This is a genomic window from Bradyrhizobium sp. BRP23, assembly GCF_020194135.1.
GTDB lineage: Bacteria > Pseudomonadota > Alphaproteobacteria > Rhizobiales > Xanthobacteraceae > Bradyrhizobium > Bradyrhizobium yuanmingense.
Window position 1 is genome coordinate 71,981 of record NZ_JADYVW010000019.1, and the last position, 21,505, is coordinate 93,485.

Annotated in this window: 9 protein-coding genes and 2 pseudogenes; 5 read left to right on the forward strand and 6 right to left on the reverse strand. The window is 60.9% G+C overall.

Annotated features, from left to right (window positions below):
* Positions 1-122 precede the first annotated feature (122 nt).
* The 5 genes from I6F24_RS33320 (at position 123) to I6F24_RS33340 (ending at position 16,900) form a co-directional block, all read left to right on the forward strand.
* Positions 123-7,235, forward strand: a complete 7,113-nt coding sequence (locus I6F24_RS33320) for a methyl-accepting chemotaxis protein (protein WP_225130080.1) — start codon at positions 123-125, stop codon at positions 7,233-7,235.
* A gap of 27 nt (positions 7,236-7,262) precedes the next feature.
* Complete coding sequence (locus tag I6F24_RS33325) at positions 7,263-13,925, forward strand: hypothetical protein (RefSeq protein WP_225130081.1); 6,663 nt, start codon at positions 7,263-7,265, stop codon at positions 13,923-13,925.
* Between the two features lie 83 nt (positions 13,926-14,008).
* A complete protein-coding gene (locus tag I6F24_RS33330; RefSeq protein WP_225130083.1) occupies positions 14,009-15,844 on the forward strand; it encodes a hypothetical protein in 1,836 nt (611 codons plus the stop codon).
* A gap of 23 nt (positions 15,845-15,867) precedes the next feature.
* Positions 15,868-16,515, forward strand: coding sequence for a hypothetical protein (locus I6F24_RS33335; RefSeq protein ID WP_225130085.1), 648 nt, complete (start codon positions 15,868-15,870; stop codon positions 16,513-16,515).
* 73 nt (positions 16,516-16,588) lie between these two features.
* Complete coding sequence (locus I6F24_RS33340) at positions 16,589-16,900, forward strand: hypothetical protein (RefSeq protein WP_225130087.1); 312 nt, start codon at positions 16,589-16,591, stop codon at positions 16,898-16,900.
* Between the two features lie 79 nt (positions 16,901-16,979).
* Here I6F24_RS33340 and I6F24_RS33345 read toward each other — a convergent pair.
* From I6F24_RS33345 to I6F24_RS33370, 6 genes and pseudogenes are all read right to left on the reverse strand, one after another.
* A pseudogene (locus I6F24_RS33345) lies at positions 16,980-17,195 on the reverse strand (nucleotidyl transferase AbiEii/AbiGii toxin family protein); the annotation flags it as partial.
* Positions 17,185-17,776, reverse strand: a pseudogene (locus I6F24_RS33350) (DUF6088 family protein). The pseudogenes I6F24_RS33350 and I6F24_RS33345, both read right to left, overlap by 11 nt.
* A gap of 472 nt (positions 17,777-18,248) precedes the next feature.
* Positions 18,249-18,884 carry a DUF6036 family nucleotidyltransferase gene (locus tag I6F24_RS33355; protein WP_225130089.1) on the reverse strand — a complete coding sequence of 212 codons (636 nt, stop codon included), beginning with the start codon at positions 18,882-18,884 and terminating at the stop codon, positions 18,249-18,251.
* Complete coding sequence (locus tag I6F24_RS33360) at positions 18,881-19,267, reverse strand: hypothetical protein (protein ID WP_225130090.1); 387 nt, start codon at positions 19,265-19,267, stop codon at positions 18,881-18,883. The genes I6F24_RS33355 and I6F24_RS33360 overlap by 4 nt, the downstream gene beginning before the upstream one ends.
* Positions 19,268-20,656: 1,389 nt before the next feature.
* The gene (locus I6F24_RS33365) at positions 20,657-20,983 is read right to left on the reverse strand and encodes a hypothetical protein (RefSeq protein ID WP_225130092.1); all 327 of its coding nucleotides are present in this window, start codon (positions 20,981-20,983) and stop codon (positions 20,657-20,659) included.
* Between the two features lie 41 nt (positions 20,984-21,024).
* A complete protein-coding gene (locus I6F24_RS33370; protein WP_225130094.1) occupies positions 21,025-21,498 on the reverse strand; it encodes a hypothetical protein in 474 nt (157 codons plus the stop codon).
* Between the last annotated feature and the right edge of the window lie 7 nt (positions 21,499-21,505).

Sequence of the window (21,505 nt, forward strand, 5' to 3'; positions counted from 1 at the left end):
TTCGATATTGACCGATCAAGCGTTCTACGGCAAGTTGCAAGAGGGTCACGGACCATTTCGTCCGACCGCATTTCTAGACTTCCTATTTTCGGGCACGACGTTTTTGCTTAGGGGATTGGACCATGGCGGGCGTCGCTGGGCCGGCTAGAATTTCCTTTATCGCCATTCGCGCGATGGAAGACAGGTCGGATGGCCCGCTTGAGGCCGTCGTCATCGGCACCAACGATCTGGACGGAACCGACTGGCGCTACGTTTGCTACGATCTTGCGGTCTTCAAAAACCTTCTCAGGGATCGTGACAACCCGTTCGCCCCGAAGAACCCGCTCTACGCGGCGAATGCCCGTTATCACGACGGCAGCGACGCGAACGACGCGCATCTAGGTCACGTCGCCGTCGATGACGATCAAGACCCAACCCCGCCAACATCTGCGATCGAACTTCGCGGCATCGCTCTGTTCACGGCATATCGCGCGCCGACCAACTATGCGGCGGAGAAGGATCCGGTCAAGCGGCAGCAGAAAGCCTGGGACGTCTTCGACGAAGGTCCGCTCGCCCGCTTCGATACGATCGCCCTGGCCCGCACGCTGGCCGACAATCCGGCGCCGCGATGGCAGGTTTCGAAGCTCGTCATTACGCCGGCGACCGGAAAACCCGGCAGCTTCAAAGCGCTCGCGATCAGGCTTCAAGTTCGCCTCGCGTTGAACGGCCACTGGATCAGGCCGAAAGTCGCCACCTCAGGCGACCGCTATGACAGCCGCTTTCACGTGGGCCTCGATTTGGTCCAGGCGACAACGACACAATCCTTGTGGAAAATCGCCGCCGCGCCGAGAGGCGCGCTTTGCCGGCTTATCCAGATCGCGCTCACGATCGGGCCATGGGATCGTGGAGAACCCGCGCTCAGCATCATTCCACTACGCTATGCAAATAGCGATTTCATCGACGCGATCGTCAAACCCGATGACGGCAATCTCTCCACCGATCAGGTCGACGTAATACCCCTGTTCGTCGATCAGGGCATTCCCAGTCAACCGCCCAACCGTCCGCGCCGCGAATTCGGGCTTCGTGCGGTCGAGCACCAATTCAACAAGGACACGGGCTCCCATGACATCATCCGTGTCGCTTTGCGCTTCGAGCTAACCCTTTGGAACTATAGCGGCAAGATCGGCAGTATCCTCAAGCGGTTCTTTTCCAAACCCGAGCTCCTGCCGGTCAAAGGCCGGGTCCGCTTCTCCCAAGAGCAACGCGTCGGTGACATCGGCGCCCGCGGCCTCAAGCCGTTCTTACCGGTGCAATGGATCGTCGCCGCCCGCCTCGATCCGCTCAACGTCGACCCTAAAGCGGACCCAAAGCTTCAGCGACCCGATCAGATAACCGATTTCGTCATCGACGCGTTCGATGTCGTCATCGACGATGAGCATGACAGTCTGCGTAAGGTCCGTGACGGGACGCCACTAAGCGTCATGCCCGCGCTGGCCAAACGCAAGTCGGAACGCGGAATGCCGTGGCACGCAGTCGGGTTGCTGCGCGAGAATTCCGCCTGGCGCCGTGTCATCGTGCCGACCACCGGCACCGTCAAGGATGCGGCCGATAAGCGGCGTCAAACGGCTTTCCTGTCCTTCGAGCCGCGGTTCATCCCCGATATGTGGCAGGGGGTCACCGCATTCGAGCTCGTCGAGAAAGGCAAGTCGGACGAGGATCCGCGCTTCGCCTCGCCCTGTACGGCGACGTTCGCTCGTATGATCGCAACGGAGGGCACGGCGCCGGTCTGCAAGGCGCGCATCTCCGCGCCGTTCGTCGCCGCGAGCACCGATGTCCAACCCGGCGCGTGCACGGACGGACCGGCATGGCAGCCCGCTATCACGCAGACCGACGATCTCGGCACGGTGCCGACGATCAAGTTTGGCTTCTCGCTCGAAAGCACCGATGGCTCCGAGATAGCGCTCGGCGCGCTGGGCTTCTCGCTTCTGAAAGCCCCGGACCTCACGATGGTCACCAAGGCCGATCTGACCGGGCTTCTTGCCCGATCCGGTGGTGACGAGCTGCCAGATGCGCAATTGCAGGCGGTCGTTAAATTCCCGATCGAGTGCGTTAAGCCAATCGGCCAGGACGACCTGCCTCCTCAGATCCGCAGGCAGTTGCTCGGTCGCCCGACGCCCATTTCGGATGACCCTGACGAGCCGCTCCTGCTCGAACTGGACTACCGCAGCGGCTCCGAGCAACCCGATGACGAAAAGCTCATTCAGGCCTTGGTCGCCACGGAATCACTCGCGCCCGGTGAAAATCAGTCGGTCTCCCTTTCGCTGCGCGCGATCAGATCGACGACGACGACCAGCGCAGCTCCAAAGCGGCTCGCCTTGGTGATCGACCCGACCCCGTTCCGGGTCGCCGCCGTGGAGTATGTCGAGCCTGCTCGGGCCGCCACCGATCAGAGCAACGAAGTCGCGATATGGAGCGACGAAGGTGACGTGTCCTGGCGCGTGCTTGATCCTTCCGAGGCGGTACGGATGGTACTGCCGCCTCAGGTCATCGGCGAGGCGATGGAGAAGAACGCAACCGCAATCGCCGGCGCACCGAAAGATGTCGAACCAGGCCGCCCGGCGGCCGCGCGGTTTGGTGCGCACGGACGCCTCGAGGTCGACCCCACCTTTGCGGACACCAACTTCCGCGAGCCAGGCTGGAACCTCCGTCGTAACATGGGCTATCCGACCATGCGGACGCCGGGCTCCCGCTTGAAGGAGCTTCGGCTCGAGCTGCTCTACGGTTTGACGACCCGGATCAGCACCACCGACAAGAGCACCGACGCCTTCGTCACCGAGATCGGCGCAACGATCGGAGCGCCTGTATCTCCCGTGTCCGATACGGCGAGCGCGTCTCGCGCGACACTGAAGAGCCATCTTCAACTCGCGAGCCTCGTGTTGCGGGCCCAGCGCAGGCGACTTGCCGTCGACAAGCTCTGGAGCGGTCGCCCCGATGCCGAGCTGAAGATCGAGGACGGCGTAAGTTTCAGGCTACGCACCGGAGGATCGGACCCGGCACATGGACCCGCGACCCCTCTTCGCTGGCCTGTACAAGGCGAAATCCCGGCAGATACCGGTGGTCTGATCGAATCCAAGAAGCTCGCGCAGACGTTTTCGACCAGCCAGGACGACCGGGAGAGTTTTCCCGGCGGGGTCGCCTGGGCTTTCGAGAGCGCCAATATCCTGATGAAGGTCTACAGCCGACCGGACGCGGACGGGGGTTCGACGAAAGGCGTCCACCTCTCCGCGCACGGCGGCTATGGCGGCCAGCGGGCGCTGTTCGACGAGAAGAAGACCGTTGTCGAGACCGAGACCGGCCAGGGCCGCGTCCACCGTTACAAGCTCGAGCGCATCGGACGCATCGGCGGCCTCTGGAATCGAGCCAAACACGTCATCATCTATGAGCGGTCCGTCGTACCTTCCGCGCAATTCTTCAATTTCGACCCGATCGGCCTGTTGCAGGACGAACACGCCGGACGCCCGATCCTTCGCAAGGTCGAGGAGTACGTCGAGCTGCTGCAGCCGGTGCGCCGCTATCCCGAGGACGGCAAATCGATCGCGGCCGCCGGATTTCTCGTGGGCGTGGAGTTCAAGTCGGGCAAAATCCGTGTCGATAGCCGCTGGGGCGGCGATGTGCGCCGCGAAGGCTGGCAAGTGCCTCTGTGGAACAAGGCCTTCGCGAGCCTCCCGCCGGTGTTGGCCCCCACCAGGCTAGGCGATCGCCCGATCAATCCGGACGATCCCTCGCTGATCTATCCAAAGCCGCAGATTCGTTTCCTGCTGGCGGGAGAAGGCGGCGGCGAAATTTCCGTCGAGGTCGACGAGCCGGAAAAGCTCGTCTTCTACACTTCCGTGGTCGACGGCGAAAGCGGCGACGACACCGATGCATGGCGATCGGTGCGCGATATCGATTTCATCGATCTACCGCCGCCGGCCGCGGGCCGCATGAAGCCCAACAGCGCCAATCTCACCGACGCCATGATGCCGTCAGAGCCGGCGCACGCACCTGGTTTCGAGCGGATGACCATCGGCCTGGTCCGTGCGAAGGAGCCGGCTGTCCTCACCCACGGCCGGGCTCCGAGCGGCCCCGGCACGATACTCAAGAACATAACAATCGCCCGCGCCGCACCACGGGCCGCCGTCGGCGCCCCAAGCCCACTGACGACTTTCGGGCAGTCACTGACGCAACACAGTTCCGACCTGCGGGCGGCCATCGATGCCAAAGTCGGCCAAGCGCTCGGCGTCCTCGAGAAACTGGACCCCGAGAAGCCTCTCACCGCTGTCAAAAACGACGCCGTCGCAGCCATCGGCGCCGCACTCAGCCATCCGAGTTTCGTCGGCGATCTCAGGGCCGCGACTTCCGATGTCAAGAACTCGCTCAAGTCAATCGATCTGAGCAAGATCGACCCAAAATCGCCCTGCGCCTCGCTCGCAGACCGCCTGAACGATGCTGCCCAAGGACAGGTCGAACGTCTGCGTAAGATCGCCGGCGAGGCGATCGATTCCACACTTGATGGGGGCCTGAGGCCGATCCGCAACATCGCTGGCATCGTTCGCGACGTGAGCGTGTTCCTCGACAGCGAGGATGCATGGCTATCGCCGGATGAACGCGCCGACCTGATCGACAAGCTGTCAGGACTGCAGAACCGGATCGCCACCATCGCGGACGAAAGGAGAGCGGACATCGAGCTGCTGTCAAAGCGGGTGACGGCGGATCTCGAGGCCATTAAGGCAGTAGCCGGCGCCTCACTCGGTGAAGCGCAAGACGTGGCAATTCCGGCCGCACTCGGCAAGATCCACGATACGTTCAAGACGCTGAAGGACGACGTCGGCGCGGCAACGGTGGTCAACGATTTGATCGCGGCGTCCGCACGCGCGACGCTTGACGAGCTTCGCAAGCAAGCGCAGCAAATCGACACTGAACTTTCGCATATCGACGATACGGCAGCGCTCATGGCAGCGCGCCGCATCCTGCCGGCCATCCACGACACGTTGGGGCAGGCAATCACGCTCGCCGACGGTCTTACTCACGTCGGTGCTGCGATCAGTGACGACGTGAGGACGGCTCTCGCCTCCTACGAGGCGTCGCTCAAGCAGTTTGAGGACGCATTGAAAGCCCGTCTCGGCACCGCCGGCGGATCACTCCAAGCGCTCGCCACCAAACTCGATCAAATCATCGCCGAGGCGCAGAATGCCGCGCGCGGCCTCGTCGTGTTTCTCGAAGACACGATCGACGCGGGCCTTGCCGAGGCAACCAGCATCTTCGATCGGATAGCCGATGCGATCATTGCCCTCTCGGCTCCCGAAGATCCCGACGACGATGCCGATTCCACCGGCGCTATCCATCGGGCGCTGACGGCGATAGCTGACACCAGCGGGTTGATCGAGAAGGCCGTGGTTGCGCAGGGCGAAATTGTCGCAACCGTTCTACGGAAGACACTCGACGCGCTCGCTGCCGGCATCACCGCCGCGATCGTCGACGTGGGGAAGGAACTCAAGGATGCCTGCGCGGTATTCGACAATTTTATAGGAGAGATACGGAAGGACGCGCAGAAGGTCGCCGATTGGCTGCAGAACGCCCTCGACGTGGACGGTTACAAGAAACGGTTGGACGATGCGGTAAAGCAAGCCATCAACGATGCCCAGGGGTCCATCGAAGACCTGAAGCGGCGTGCCGCGGAAGAAGCCGAACGCGTCACGCGCGAGGTCGAAAATCGTGCACGACAGATTTCCGGCGCGGTCCAGGAGACTTTGCGCGATGCGCTGGGAACAGATCCAGTAAAATTAGCCGATCAGGCCAATCGGCTCTATCAGGAAGGCAGCGATACCTTACGGCTCCTTCGTGCCGTCGGCGACCCTCCACAAACGGATCGGCTCGGCTTCAATCGACCAGAAGTCGCCTACGTGCTCGCCGAGGCCAACAAGGTCGTCGACATGACCCCGGCGATTGCGCTGGTCAACCGGGTTTCGGATACGCTTGCGGCGGCCGATAAGGCCGGCAAGGCGGTCGGTGACATGCTTCAGTCGTTCGGCGTGCGGCTGCCCTCGAGCGGCGTTGCCGAGCAGTTCATTCCCGACAAACTGAAGCAATTGTCCGTCGCGGATCTCATACCGAATATGGGCGGTATCGATTTCCGCGGCCTGCTTCAAAGATTTGCCTTCCCGGATCTTGACGACTCCAAGGCCATCAAGGTTCAGCACGGTTTCGACAACGTCCAGATGCGCGCCTGGCTTCAGACCGACATCGACGTCCCCTTCACCGAGCCCGCGCCCCTCCTGTCGTTCGGCCCCGTTGAGATCGTCGTCGACGAAGCCAAGTTCAATGCCAAGGCGCGGATGTCAGTGGGCCGCGACGGGACCCAAAAGACATTCAATGGCCGCATCTTCGGCGACTGGAGAGTCGTGACCGGCGGACAGGACATCCTCACCTTCCGTCAGACTGGCTTGTATTTCGACGACTCCGGCAAGATCGATTTCAAGATCGACCCGGAACGGGTAGAACTCGCCGACGCGCTCGCGTTCCTGACTGATTTTCTCGCCGCTTCCGGCGAGGGGGACGGGCTGGTCATTGAACCGCTGATGCGCGGCGGAGTGCCCGCCGGCATCGCCGCCACGCTCGACATCGACCTGCCGGACCTGCAGCTCGGCGTGTTCGGAATCTCGAACCTTTCGTTGCACATTCTGTTCGGCATCGCCGCGGTTCCTCAGTTCGAGTTGATGTGCGAACTGTCGGTCGCCACCAAGACAATGCCATTCACGCTGAGCGTCTGGATCCTGAACGGCGGCGGATTCCTGACGCAGCGGCTATCGTTCCTCCCGGTCGCCAAACCTCACCCGATCCTGACCTATTCGCTCGAGGTAGGTATCGTCGCCGGCGTTGGACTAGGCTTCAACTTTGGCGTCGTCTCGGGTGGCGTCTGGCTTCAGGTCGGCTGCTCAATAACGATGACGTGGTCGACCGGCGCCGGTGGCAACACCACTGCAATTTCAGTCTTCATACTCGCGCGCGGCAACGTCGACGTCGCAGGCCTGATCACGGCGGCCATTTCGTTGTTGCTGGAGGTCACCTACGACGGCGCGCTGATGATCGGGTCCGGAACGCTCCGGCTCAGTTTCAAGATCAGCGTCTTCTACACGCTGCGTGTCTCCCAGCACGTCGAATATCAATTCGCCGGCGAGAAGAAGCAGTCTGAAGGCTATTCCGATTCTTACGCTTGATTTTGTCGTACCAAGGACCGTTCGTCGATGGCTTCCGATCCGCGCAATCTCAGAATAAAGGTCCAGGCGGATCGTCTGCCAGACGTGAGCAACAAGGCTCAGATCTCGCTACGGGTAAGCGCCGTCATCGATGGATCCGACGGAGCGCTTCTGACGGACGCGATCGGTGAGATCCTGCCCTGGAAGTGGCGCCTGGCGGATGGCAGCGGGACCTGGAATCCGCACGACGTCACCGCCTGGCGATTCTGGCGCATCGTCGACGTGACCGGAGTTCCTACCATCCAGGATCTGGATGCCGGAACCATCGTCACGGCGGCCGCCAACGCGCCGGCGGATTTCGATCTTCCCGGCGCCGACGGAAGCAGGCGCTTTCACCGCCGGCTCGAGGAGGAAATCACCTCGATCGTCAACACGAGTGGCCTCGAAGCTGCCCTGTGCATGCCGGCGGGTACGGCAGAGGTGACTGGGCGCACGGTGTTTGGGCTTGTCGAAAGCTTGACGGGATTGCCGAACCCGGTTCCGGTTGCCAACAAGGTGTTCACCGTATTCACGATCGACCCCGCGCCTGACAAGAGCACCACTTTCATCGCGGCACCGTTGTTCGGTCCGACCGGCGGCGGTACCTACACGCTCGATCCGGCCGGTCCCACCGTGATGTCGGATCAAAACGGCGACTTCTGTCGCGTCGACCTTGTACCTACGCCTGGTCCTGGTTCCGCGCCCATGTTCGCGGACGGGTCCGTCGACATGCGACCGAGCTTGTCATGGGATGATCTCAGTCCGTCCGGCGATCCCCAGCGGCTCATCGACATGGAGACCATGCTGATCAAGAGGCCAGCCGTCGGGCACGGCTTGACCGATGAGGACTGGGCCGCCTCCCTCTCACGACGGATCGCCGAAGTCGTTGATCCGTGGGCCCGTGTGTTCGGCGTGCTGGATGCCACCGTGACGAGCGAAATCACGAAGGTGGCGGGCGGCGACGAGCTGCGACGCGCGCTTGCCCGGGATCTCGCCTCACAACCGACGCCAAAGTTTCTCGTGGCGCTTGATTCGATTTCATGGTGGGTCGTGGGCAGGCGCAGCGCCGCTTCCGCGATTGCGCTGCCACCCGGCTTCTCGATACTGGAAGGCCTCTCCCTCCGCCAAGCCGACTTCTGGAATCTCACAGCGGCCCTGATCCTGGGCGCCGCCGAACGTGACCCCGGAAGCGTCAGCAACAATCCGCGCCGCGCCCGCTTTGCTTCCATCAATTCACGCAGGTTGAAGGGGCTGCTCGGCTTGCCGCTCGATCCGCCCGGCTCGGCCATCGCCCCCGAAATCGAGAGCATCGAGTCAGACGATGGCCTGCGGAAGTTCGTGGCACGCAATTGGCTCGGCGGACCGGATCTTTCGTCCGACGGTCCTCATCCGCTGCTGATCGCTGCGCCTCGCGTGATCGGCGCACGGACATTGACTTTTCCCCCCGACGCTCAAGCGTTCGGCCCTGGAGCCACCCAACCAGTTTCGGGCGCCGTGCTGGATCTCGGGCCAGCCGCTTCCGCGGCCCCCATCGCGCCGGCGGCACCGACGAAAGTGGCGTTCGATCTCGCTCTCACGCCACCTGCAGGCGATTTCAAGCTAGTCGTCGCGTTCCTGACGGCACCAGGTCGCCCGATCCCACCCGAAATTCGTATCGCCGGGACGGCGGCGTCTGCCACGTTGGACGTTGCCATTTTTCAGGATGGCGCCTCCGTCATCGCAACGACGCTCGCGCGTGGAGCGACGATCCGCGTCGAGATCGCGATCATCCGACCTGACGCAAATGCGGCGGTCACCGTCACGCTATCGGCCGGCGGTTCCACGCCTGTGCCGGCCGACCGTCTGCTCGGGGCAGCCTTCTATCTGTCGATGAAGGCAGAGGTTTCAGACATTCCGGACGTTGCCATCGTCATGCCCGACGCGACTGCAACGCCGCTACGTACCGCGTTGGACCGCATCACGACCGGACCCGGCCTTCGCGCCGATCTCGCATTGGCCGTGATCGGGCCGTACATTCCTGGACTGACGGCCGGACGATTGACATGGGACGCGCCCCAGCCCCAGAACGAGCAAGATGCGGCTGCGGAGCTTCCACTCGACGAGCGGCTGATAGCCAGCGTTGCCGCCCTCGTCGGCGCCGAGCGTGCCGACGGCAGCCGTCCCGCCGCGTCATTGTATGATCTGATCATCGGTGCAGCACTCACCGACGCGGGACTCGCGGCTGCCAATCCCGGGAGTGATGAGGAGAAACTTGCCAATTTGCTGAAAGCCGTCGTCGAGGCCGCTCGCCGCGATGCCGTTCGTCTCGCCGGCCGCCTCGTGCCATCAGCCACAGACGAGTCAGGAGGCGGCGATGATTCCAGCCGCCGCCTCACCGTCGATTCGCCTCCACTGGTTTTCCGCTTCGACCAGCTCCAGAGCATTGCCGGTGCCGCCGACCTTTGGACCCGGCTGTCTGGTGTGGGAGCCCTGATGGCCCGTACCGACACCTTGAGCGATCCGATCCAAGCGTGGCGTAGCCTCAACGTTGCCACGCTGCATGCCCCCGACACTTCGTCGCAAGGTTCGGCGCGAGCTGCGCTCAGTGAAGCCAATGCGGTGATGGTCCGTAATCTTGCCTGGGCCGGCGGAGCTATCGTCGATCCGGTCCCGCTGCAGGTCGGAGAGATCGGCGGCATACGCGCTGCCTTGCTTTCATACGACAATCGCTCGCCGGTGGCCGAGATGGCCACCGATGCCGCGCTAGACAACGTTCCATCCTCGTACGCGCGCCGCATCGAAGCCTATCGCTTTCCGCCGACCACGGGCGATGGCGCCACCGACTATCGCCTGTTCGCGCTATCATTCGGCTATGCCTTCCACGTCGTCCCATACGTCATCGGTCACGGCGGGACCCTACCTCCGATCTTGCGGAATGATCCCAATGATCCATTGACGATCCGGCCGATTGAAACGATCGTGCCGCTCAAGGGACAGGTCAAGATCGCAACAAACACGGATGCGGTGCGTCGGTCAGCGCTCTACCGACGAACACGTCCAATCGGCGCGCCAAGGCTTGCGGGCGACCGATCCAAAGCGATTCCCGACGGCGTCGTGCCGCTCGCCGGTGAACTACCGATACGGCCAGCCCCCGTGACCATCGGAGGCGATGTGCAAGGACGTTTCTTCCTCGATCGGCAAGGACGTGCCGGCGTCCTCGAAGTCCGCGCCGGTCCCGACCCGGGTTTGCGGATCGACATCGGCCGCATGGAGTGGCCTGAAACAAACGAAGCGCGTAAGCTGTCCATCACGTTCCGGGGCCGCTCGGGGCCGAGCGAAGCCATCACCGACCTGCTGACATTGACGCACGACGTTGGCAGAAGCGGAGCGATCCGGGTCGAAGCGTTCACGACCGTAACGACGATCGCCGCGGGAGTTGACGAGCCCGAATGGGCCGAGGATGAGTTTGATTTTGCGGCGGCAACGCAAGACTTGCAGCTGCCCGCCAGCGACATCGCGCAATGGCGAGACGTCCTGATCATTATCGCGACGGACAAGGACGTCGACATCGAACCCCCGATCGTCACACCGATCGTCAGTCAGCTCGACAGTACGGGAAACTTCGCAAGCGTCGCTGTCGGTAAGCCGCGAATTGCGCCGGAATCGGGCCATCAGATGCGCGCGACCTACGTGCTCGACGGCATCCAGGTCGGCGCCGCGACGGGCGCTCGCCAGATGACGATCCGATTGCAACGACCGACGGTGGAATTTGGTACTTACGGGCGATGGGTCAACCCTCCCCTGTTCGACGATCGAGTTGTGGCCAACCGACCGGTCGTTGCCAAGGCGCTCGACGCCGCGCTCGGCGTAGCAACGAGCCCAAACAAGACCAAGGACGATCGGTCCCTCGATGATCCGGCCGTGACACAGTTGTACGGTGAACTGGTATGCATCTTTCCAACTTTTCGGAAGTTCAAGATGGCAGCAGTCGGAGCTGCCTGGACCTCCCTCGAGGACGTGCTCGGCTTCGATGGCTCTGGCCGTCGCCATGTCGCGCCGATGCCGTCCATGACCATCAAGGTCGATCCAAACGGGCGGGAAGGTCTGACCGGCGATACTGCCACACTCTTGCCGGGTCGTATCTACGAGTTGCGCGTCTATGCAGGATTGCCGGACAAGCAAGACAAGCTTTGCCCTTTCACGCGCGACCAGCGGCTTTCGGCCGCCGTTAAGGCCACGCTCAGACACTGTCCGATCGACGCGAAGATGCGGCTGGCGGGCCCCCTGGTGCTGACGCTCGAAGTTGCGACCGAAGCCGTGCCCGAGATCTTGGGAACACAGCCGCTGAACATCGACCTGCGCCGCGCCCCCGAATATGCCGAGCAGGCATGGATTTCATTGACGGCGGCGTTCACAGGAAGAACGTCGACGTATCCGGCTTTGCGCTATTGCCATCTCGCTGCGCTCGAATCGCAACGCTGGAGCTGGCGCGGCAGGCCGCAGGACGACCAATGGTACCGGTTGGCCACGACCGGAGCTGAGGCAATCGACCAACCCCGGTATCGGGAGCTGTTCGACACATCGTTCTCGGACCGTCGCAACGATGACGTTGGCGAAATCTTCGAACGTCGCATCGAGCGTGCCCATGTCTATGGCGGATTGAGGCGGCGCAGCGATCCTGCCCCAAGCAACCCCATTCCGCGCCTGTTCGACAAGAGCCTCGACTGGCGTGGCGGCATGAATTTGTGGCGCTTCGGTCTTCGCATCGTAAGCCGCTACAAGGCTATGCGGCCTGGACGGCCGGAATTCATGCGCTCCAGTCATCGGGGGCCCAACGGCAGCGCGATCTGGCAGAACAAGGTGCTGGCCGATCGTTCCAACGACCGTCGTCCCAAACGTCCGGGTCTGGCGATCGTTCTGCCACTGACCGAACGCGCCATGGCGTGGGGAACCGTTCCTCCGCTCCTGGCCTTGTTTAACGAACCGCTCTATCCGAATTTCCATGTCGGAGATGGCATCGACGCCATGGTCGAAATGGCCCGGCATCCGATGACACGAGCCGAACGAAAAACGCGTGTCGCGACGATCGATAAGCTTTTGAATCCATCGGACGGCACCCCTCCGCCGACCGGAGAAGCGCTCGACAGATTGGTTGCGGAACGAGCCGCCCTCCAACGCAATATCGACGCCGGCACCGACGGGCCGACAGATGCCCTCAAATACTGGCAGGAGCACGGCCCGGACTCGATCCGGAGCGCAACCGGCTCCGGCGGCGCGATCATACCGCTGCGTATCGACGGCCCCATCGGCTACACTTTCGACCTCGCAACAGAGGCCGGGCGTTTCGATCACGCCGGTTTAATGATTACACCCGTCAAACCCGACATTGTTCCCTGGTCGTTCGTGAAACTGAAGTTTCGTCGTTTCGAGGCTCCGGAGAGCATCGACCCTGCGACCGCCCTCACCGGCCAGGGCCTGGCTCCAGCATCGTACAATAAATTCTATTGCGAACCGCGCCTTCTGGCGATGAACGATGGGTCCAACCGCTTCCGGCTGTCCAACAGCCGCAAGATTATGCGGGACTTTGCGCCGGAAGACTTCAAAGACCTCAAGGACGTCGTCGGCAAGGGCATCTTCCCCGCCGAGCACGAAGGGCTCGCGATCGACATTGCCAGCACGGAAGACCTGGACGGCTCGGCGATCCGGTTTCAATTCACTGACGACAGCGACAGCGAGTTCGTTCGTATCACATTCAGCGTGAAGGACGACGGCGCAAAACGGAGCATTGCTTTCCAATTCTTCACGCAGTTAGGCGATGCCGGCACCTGGACGCTGGACGTCCCGGCCGGCGGCGACGTGCGGTTACGTCTGATCGTGTCGGCCCGGGACAAACCGGAGAAAGGCGAAACGTACAAGCCGGCCGGTGACATCGCGGTGCGCGCCCGAATCGCACGCGATACGACGGATGAGATTCTGTCACCGAGCGAAAATCGCTGGCTATCGGTGGCGTGCCTGCCGCTGACCAGTGCAATCGAGGTTCCCATCAATCAGCCCCTCACGATGGTCATGAAGGCGACGGGAGCTCAGGCGGCCGTTTCGCCGGCAAGGCTTTCTACGTTTACACCATCGCTGTGGTGGCAGTTTGCCGAGCCCATGTCTCTGTTCGACGCCGTCATCGACGGAGTTGCGTCGACGGTGTCGACGGATGATCTCATCGCCTCGGTGACGGGGACCATAGTCTCAATCGAGCGCAAGCCCACGGCGCAAGGACCGTTGCAGAAACTGCAATCGCTCGCGCCAGCGGCGGATCAGCAGGCGGGAGAGCTCGAGGAAGTCCTCGTGCTGGTGCTGACACGCAACATCCACGATGCGCTCGATCGCGTTCGGGAGCGCCCGGTCGCGGTCAAGCTCTGGGACGGGACGTCCACATCGCTGAACCTCGTCAAACCAGACTGGCCAACATTCGAGGATCCGAACGAGGGGCCAAAGCTCGGCGATGGCGGGCAGATCCGCTTCCTGCGCATTCTGCGTCCAAAGACGCGCGCGATGGGCGGCTATCTCGAGACCGCGCCGTCGTTTCCGTTGGATTTCTTTCAGTACGAAACGATCGAAGGAGACCTCGACATGAATCCTCCGGACGCCAAAGGAATGGTGCTCGGAATGTCGATGCCGATTCCGTGGAAGCACGTGTGACGCGTCCAGGCATTCGTCAATCGTGACTTACGAGACTAGTGGCAGAATGCTCATCATCGGGGGACCAAATGGTTGAGGGGGACGTGGAAAGGCTCGCCAAAATTATTTTGGGAGAAACGAGCGGATTGACCGCAAAGGGAACGGACTCAGCAAAATCGTTGGAACGCCTCTGGTCGGTCGTCGCCGGCATTGCAGTAACTGCGCGCTGGAACGGGCTTCAGGATCAAATGAAAATCGCCGGCAACATGCTGTCTGCCGACGAAGCGGCGAACTACACGATCATGAAGGCCGTTGCCGAAAAGATCTCGCAGAACCGCTACGACGGTGCCGTCGCATTGCCCAAGCAAGCAACGCTCTGGCAGATCGACCGAAATGGCGCGCCATCGAAGGACGTCGGCACGCCGCCCGACTGGATCTACAAGACCGGCACAACCGAGGGCCTCGAATTCGAGGACAAATCAGGCCTGACGTACCGCCTCTATGGAACGAGCGAAGAGGCTCCCGGCAAACTTGGCCTCACCTCGTCGTATAGCCTAACTGGCCTGGCGCCGCGATCATGGAGCGTTCCCAAGCCGGTGAGGATAGCCGCATGGTGGCTCGGTTCGATCGCGGCCTTGATCTTCGTTTTCGGTGGCATCTCGGCCATATGGTCGGGACAGAGCGACGGCAATGCAGGGAGCCAACTCCGAAATCTCGACATCCAGTACCGTGTGCTCGACAAGCTGGCCGACAATTGCATCTCGGATGCAGCTCTGCTTCCCAACTGGAAGCGGAGCGTTTGCAGCTTCCTTGATGCCGGCGGCAAGTACGTGAAGCCAGCCGCAGTTGCCCCTGCCGCGCCTCCGCCGGCCGCCCCACCGGCCGCTCAAGTGCCGCCGGCCGCCCCATCGCCTGCGCCGGCCGCTCCCGCCCAGCCGATCGTTCCGTACGGACCGAAGGTCGGAATGGCTCTCGCTACGATCCGGAGCTGCCTCGACCATGGGCCTTCCGCGCCGGACACAAATGCTGCTTCACCGTCGAAGAAGCCGCCAGAAACAGATGGCGCGGCCGCAACGGACGCGACGTTGTCGTGCGAACTTGTGGTGCGTAGCGCAGTCGATGCCGGCATTATCGCGGTCACGCCGAATACGTCCATTTGGTCCGGCATCGCGAATGCGCTTCTCGGACTGCGAGACACTCCCGGCACGCGGTCGATCATCGTGCAATTTCTGGCGATGACCCTCGGTATTGCCGGACTCGCCATCGCGCTCGGCCTGGGGACCAAGGGGCGCATGGTCGGCATCTGGGTCGACGAGCGTAACCGCGTATCCCTGGCGCGGGCGCAGGTGACGCTCTGGACCATCGTTGCACTTGGCGGCTTCGCCACCGCGGCGCTTTTCAATGTTGGCCTTGGCGGACCAGGTACGTTCCCACAGGTCCCGGCATCCATCGCCGCCGCACTCGGGATCGCCTTTGCCTCACCGATGATCTCCGCGTTAATCCTGAATACGAAGGCATTCGGAATGGCCGGCTCGCCGTCGGATCAGATCACGACGATCGGTGGGAGGCCAAAGAACAGTAACGACCAGTCCGATCGTGGCCTGCTGACGGGGTCGAGTGACTCTTCGGCCGTCGAAGTCCGTTCGGACCCGACGATGGCGTCTCTTGCCGACGTCTTCGTGGGTGAACACGTGGCCGACTCGGGCGACGTCGATATTTCCCGGCTGCAGAATGTCGTGCTCACCGTCACCCTGGTCCTGGGCTATTTCGCGATGCTCGTCGAGCAACTCCGCGGAATCGCACCAGACGTGCTGCTGACTGGAATCCAGAGCCTGCCCGACCCCGGAGGTGCCTTCACGTCGGTGCTGCTGATCAGTCACGCGACTTACCTAGGGACGAAAGCCTACAAGGGGAGCGGGAAAGGCGACACAGCTCACTAGCGTTCACCATTGAGGACCCTGCTATGCCCGACTCGAATGCAGCAGCACTGATAGGTCTGGCTTTGACCGCGGCCGGTTTTGCCTTCGGCCTCTATCAGTATCGGATGAATAGTGAGCAGGCGAACTTGACCCGGCAGCGCGATCGCGCGCTGGCGGCATCCGACCAAACAAAGGAATTCTTCGAAGATGGGGACGTGCGTTTCGTCATGCGCCTTTTGGACTACGGCAACGCCCAGTTTTGGAAGGAAGACACGCTGAAGGGCCAGACCTTCGACGTCCGTGACCTGCCCACCGCGCTCGCCGTCCACTGGAAGCCAACTGAAGAAATCGAAAAGAAAACATTCACGGACCAAAATCTGGCCGTCCGCTCCGCTTTCGATAACTTTTTACTCTGGCTGGAGCGGATCGAACATCTCATTCGCTACGACGTTATCGGGACCATCGGCTTCGGCGAGCTCTTCTCGTATTGGCTGGTCCTGCTCGGCGAAATCCCGCAACCCGGTGACAGGATCAATCATCTCTCCAATGAGGGGCGTGCCGCGCTTTGGGAGTACATTCGAGCCTATGAGTTCAATTCTGTCGTTCGCCTTTTCGCGCGCTACGGTCGCGCCGGCCCCGTCGGAAGAGATGGATTCCTTCCCCGCAAAACGACCTCGAAAGAGAACGTCTGAACACGGCACGCCGTACACGCCCTCCACTCCCGTCATTGCCTAGAACGATTTACCTAGAGGAGAAGCAGCAACAATGCCAAACATAAGCCTGAGCGGGAAAGCCATTGATGGCGATCCAGATAGGTACTGGATTAATTTATTCGCCGCAGATAGCACCTGGCAGTCCGGCGAACCTGGGAATGCGACCAACGTATCGACGACGAAACAGGGCAAGTGGCTATCCAAGCCAATCCCCGACAAGGGCGTGTATGCAAACGACACAGCCGGCAAGGTCGTGTTCTTCTTTCGCAACCTCGACCCGTCGACGGTGAAGATGGGAGATCGGGGTCAGGGGCACGCCTATGAAACAGCCCGTGCGATCGATTGGCACGTGGATAGCCTGTAGCTCCGGCGCGCCGGCGTCTCGACGGCCTAGGCTGACCTCCCGCTCAGGCGCTTGCCTCGAAAGGTTATCGTCCGAATGTCGAAAAACGGCGGATCGCACCGTAAGCCTTTGATAGCGAAGTTTCGCCTTTGAAGACAAGATGTTCGCCCAAAGGCGAGAAAAGAGTGCGTTCAGGCACCAGACAACCCAGACATCCTTTTCGAGTAAGATGTGCCGGACGACCTGAGTTGGACGCGGCAACGCCGAGCGCCTCTTGGCGCTCGGCGCCAGCCAGGTTTAGAACTCTATCCGACACGGAGTTCGCTTACCGGCTTGGCAAGCCAAGTCGGAAAGGAAGAAGCAGCGGACTTCAGCTCCTTCAGTTCGGTCAGGGTCAATTTCTGACTGACGGATCTCAACGCTCGTTCTGCCGTCTGTGGTCCCACCCAGGCAAGCGCACGCACTACATCACCTGCACGTCGGTTCGCCAGGGCAAGCTGCCAACGCGGTGCATGCCTGAGCTCCACGACTTGCTTACCAAGGCGGAGCCTGCGGGAAGGACCAGAGGTCAGATAAACCTGACGGACAGGTACTTGCGTCGTCAAACCAAGATGATTGGCCGCCACCGCGCCGCTGGAAACGATGATTTCGCCGCTGCGAACCTTGATTTCCTCGACGACTTTCTCGACTGACGGGGCTCTAATTCCGAAACGGCTTTCAACTGGACGCAAATATATCCCTCGTCTCGCGCGCAGAAGTCTTCCTCGCTCGAAGACGCGACAGAGCTTGATCGACGGCGGCACGCTTTCCAAGATGCAAAAGCGCCTTGGCAGCGATCGGCGCGCCTTCGGGCAATTCTTTGGTGGCTTCCAAAATCCGGGTGCTCAGGTGGGTCATGGCTCACGCTCCGGTGTCAGAAATATAAGAGAACTTCTGACACAAATTTATTAGATCTCTCTTTTTCCAGCAGGACGATTTCCTGCCTCTTCCCTTCCGGCGCATCGAGCGCGATCGCATTTTCGCGAGAATTACCCAGAAGAAGAGCGCGCCGCAAAGATGAACCGCAAGCGGGTCAACACCTGACATCCCATAACTGGTCGTCGTGCGCGCAGCGCATCGCCGCAGCGAAATGGCACCCGGGCCGCGTGAGCATAGCGACCCTCGGCGAAAGCGGAGGGACACGCGGGCCGAGTGCAGCGACAAGACCGGACTCTTGTGGCACCCGTCTGACGCGGCAGTGATAGCGGCGGCGGCTTGCCGCCGGGCCGCTTCAGCGAGTGCCCGGCGAGGAGCTCCTCAGCCCTTGCGCGAGGATCGTTAGACGCAGCCGAGAGGTTTGCCGCAACATGTAGGATCGCAGCCACGGCCGCTAGGATCCCGGCGAATTGCTTGCTGCAGCGTCTGCTTTGGGCTCGTCCGGAAGGCCGCGTACGAAGCTTATGGCTCGTTCCTGAAGTTCGGCCTCCAGCTTTGTCGCCTTGATACGCTCAACGACGAGATCGCGATTGAATGGCCGCGCCTTATGGTAACCCTCCACGAACTCCTTGTCCTTTTCCGACAAGCGAGCGAGCTTGGATACAATAATGTCTTCAGGACATGGTGCGACGGCAAGAACCTTCCTGTCGTCAACATCGACAGTTTTGGTAATCGCGCGTTTATTCCAATCCCCAGGAAGCCGTGCGGTATTCTCGTCGACACCGTCGATATAGAAGCCGTGCTCCCGATGGAATGTAGAGCCCTCGCCGTAGAGAGCATTGATCTCTTCTGAGGCCTCGGGATCATCTTCGGGATCCAGCTCCTTCTGCTGGATTTCCCATATTTTCGCGTTTTCCGGATAGGCGTCGATCTCACCAGAAGTGCGCAGGACGACGGGCGCATCAGGCCATGAAAGCAAGATGCTCTGGCTGCCAATGATGAAGACCTTGTCGGTTTTAAACAGCCGGGCGATCACCCTGACTGTCTCGACAAGATCTTCAATAGTTCGAACAAACGAGTTTTGTGTCACGCCGCCATCCGCGGAAGTGCCGCGGTCTGATGGATCGCAGATCTCTCTGCAATCCGCTTCGCCGCCTTCCAGATACGACGGCGCAGAGTGTCGTCCTCAAAATTGATACCTTCCGCCAAAACGAAAGGTGAGGACAGACGCAAACGCGTCATCTCTTCGTCGCGGCTCGTCAGACGGCGGCGTACCGTAGATGGAGGAAAGCCGAGCATGTCCGACCACTCGCGAACGAAAGTGTAGCCTTCGAAACGTTGCGAGTTATGGGCCAAAGAATCCTTGGCCCTTTCGACCAGCGACGGGTCGCGACCGATCTGCCGCGCGATAAGCCGATGCATGATCAGCTTCGCGGTGTCGTTCACGTATTCCCGGTTGATCCGGACGCTCATGGCTCTCGACCAGTACCTACTTCTCAGGACGGAAAATAGGGCATCTACCCTTAAAAATCCAGCTACTCACCAATCCCCTTGGACGGGGTATGTTCCCTATCCGTTCAAGTTAGCAGTTCCCATAAGCCCGGGCAACGGGGCGGACAGCTCGAACGAGAGCCAAGATTAACGGACCGACCCGCAAGCACCCCTCCAAGGTTTTGTAGAAAATAGCAAGCGAAATCAATATGTTATTCATTATGCAGCCTGTTCCACAACGGCTAATGGCCGATACCTCGGCGGCGCCCCCAGCATTTCTTGGCATTCCCCATCCTGCTCATCCAGGCCTGCAACCAGCCCCGCCAAACGCCACGGCGTGGCTGTGCTGCCGCCCCTGGAACCACCCCCCGCCCCAGCCCAACACGCTGTCGTTTGAGGAGCTTTTGGAAGCCCACCGATTGTAAAGGGGTCATCGGACTTGGATTTTCCGTCCACCTCCGGAAGCAGCTTGAGCAACGGCAGAGCCCCCCAAGCCTCCCCCGACTGGAAACCAGGGCTTGCACCAACAATCGGGACGGCGAGAGTTGTGGTGGAAAAGCTCGTTACCTGCTGAGAGCCGCCTGAAACCGTTTGATGACGCGCTCGAACATGTCACGGACACTTCAAGTGTCTCCTTGGCACCCAATACGTATCCGTTTCGAACACGCTTGAAGGTCATAGTGCCTTTCGAATTCCAAAGCACGCAAGAGCCCGACAAGTTTAGTGATACTGATCTGGCAAATCTCTTTGCGCCCTTAGTTCACGGGCACAAATAGCTGTATCGCCGGAGGCCAGTTCCGTCCGTCTATCACGCATCTCCATCCAAGAGCGAATAGGTCGTGCTACGGCCGCCAGCAGGGTCTTTCACGAGTATCCCCTTGGCAACGAGGTCTTCGATGTCGCGTAGGGCAGTGTCCTATGAGGACTTGGTCAGCTTGGCCCACTTTGATGAGTTGAGCTTGCCCTCGAAGCCCTCAAACAGACGCTCGATCATGGTGCGCTGGCGGTCATTGAAGCTTTGATCGGCATGCTTCTTCCAGAAGCGGGCCTTCCTGAGAACCGATCCAAGAATGACGTCGGCGCGATCGAAGGCGCGATCAAGGCAATCGAGAAACCACTCTAGCCATTCCGTTATGTCGAGATCGCCCTTCTGCGTGGCTTCCAGGATAACGAGGCGCTGAGATATCCGTCATGGCCTCGACGACGCGCTATCGACGATTTTTGCGACGGTCCCGGTGGCCCAATTCAAGCGACGGGCCTTTAGCTTGGAAGGGTGTCGGCCGCGCAACATTACAATGGCTATTCGGACATTTGTAGCCGACCTACACCATTGGACGCATGAGGTTTTCTCTCCTCGTCCGAACACCGCCCTCACTTTCGGCGTCGAAAACCGCGAACTTGTCGCTCCACCTCGCTCTTTGAGGAACCATTATCAAACCGCGCAACGGCGCGGCCGAGGCGATTTTCCTCGCGAAACTCGATTTTCTTATTTTTGTAGCCGCCCCACACGCGACGGCCCCCAAACGCCGCCCAGCCGCTACGTCCGGCTAGCCTTCCACTCCCCGGATCAGCAAATTCGTAGACAGCCTCGATCACGATCGGCACGATCTCTTCGATTTGAGGTGCATGGTGACGAGCGCGTTTATCTGCCTTTTGCTGAAACTCGCTACGTTTCGCTTTCGTGTCCAATTGCTGCATAGGACCAACTCTCCCCTTCGATTAAATCATTTCAAAAGCGACTATTGGCGCTGTCCGCCGCTTGTCTGCTCTAGAATTTCATACAGGAATGTGATCACACGCTCGGCGACTTCCACCACGTCAACGCTCGTGCTGTCAACTTCAATGCGAGCTGCGCCCATTTCGAAAACCCCGTCCTGAAAAACGGCTTCTTCAAAAACAGCTCCGTAAATCGCCATCTGTTTGGAGTTTGTGACAATCCGCGATTTTCTGCCAGTTAACTGACCATGCTTAATTGCGAACACGGCATCGCGAACGATGCGATAATCCTCATTTTGCGCTGCAAGAACGTCCCGAAACTCATCGTCTTTATCCGGTACGGACACGCCAGCGGCCACCAAGGCTGCATGAAGAATTCCGACAAATGCATCGAGCGTAAGCAAGATGTTCACGGCCGAGGCCAGCCGACCGGGTTTCTCCCTGAGCAAATCAATATTTCGGCCGACAACCACGCTCAGGAAATATTCTGGCTTCACAATTACT

Excerpts from the sequence above, each read along its gene's own strand:
- I6F24_RS33320 (WP_225130080.1), top strand. The coding sequence starts at position 123 with ATGGCGGGCGTCGCTGGGCCGGCTAGAATTTCCTTTATCGCCATTCGC.
- I6F24_RS33325 (WP_225130081.1), top strand. The coding sequence starts at position 7,263 with ATGGCTTCCGATCCGCGCAATCTCAGAATAAAGGTCCAGGCGGATCGT.
- I6F24_RS33335 (WP_225130085.1), top strand. The coding sequence starts at position 15,868 with ATGCCCGACTCGAATGCAGCAGCACTGATAGGTCTGGCTTTGACCGCG.
- I6F24_RS33340 (WP_225130087.1), top strand. The coding sequence starts at position 16,589 with ATGCCAAACATAAGCCTGAGCGGGAAAGCCATTGATGGCGATCCAGAT.
- I6F24_RS33360 (WP_225130090.1), bottom strand. The coding sequence starts at position 19,267 with ATGAGCGTCCGGATCAACCGGGAATACGTGAACGACACCGCGAAGCTG.
- I6F24_RS33365 (WP_225130092.1), bottom strand. The coding sequence starts at position 20,983 with ATGCAGCAATTGGACACGAAAGCGAAACGTAGCGAGTTTCAGCAAAAG.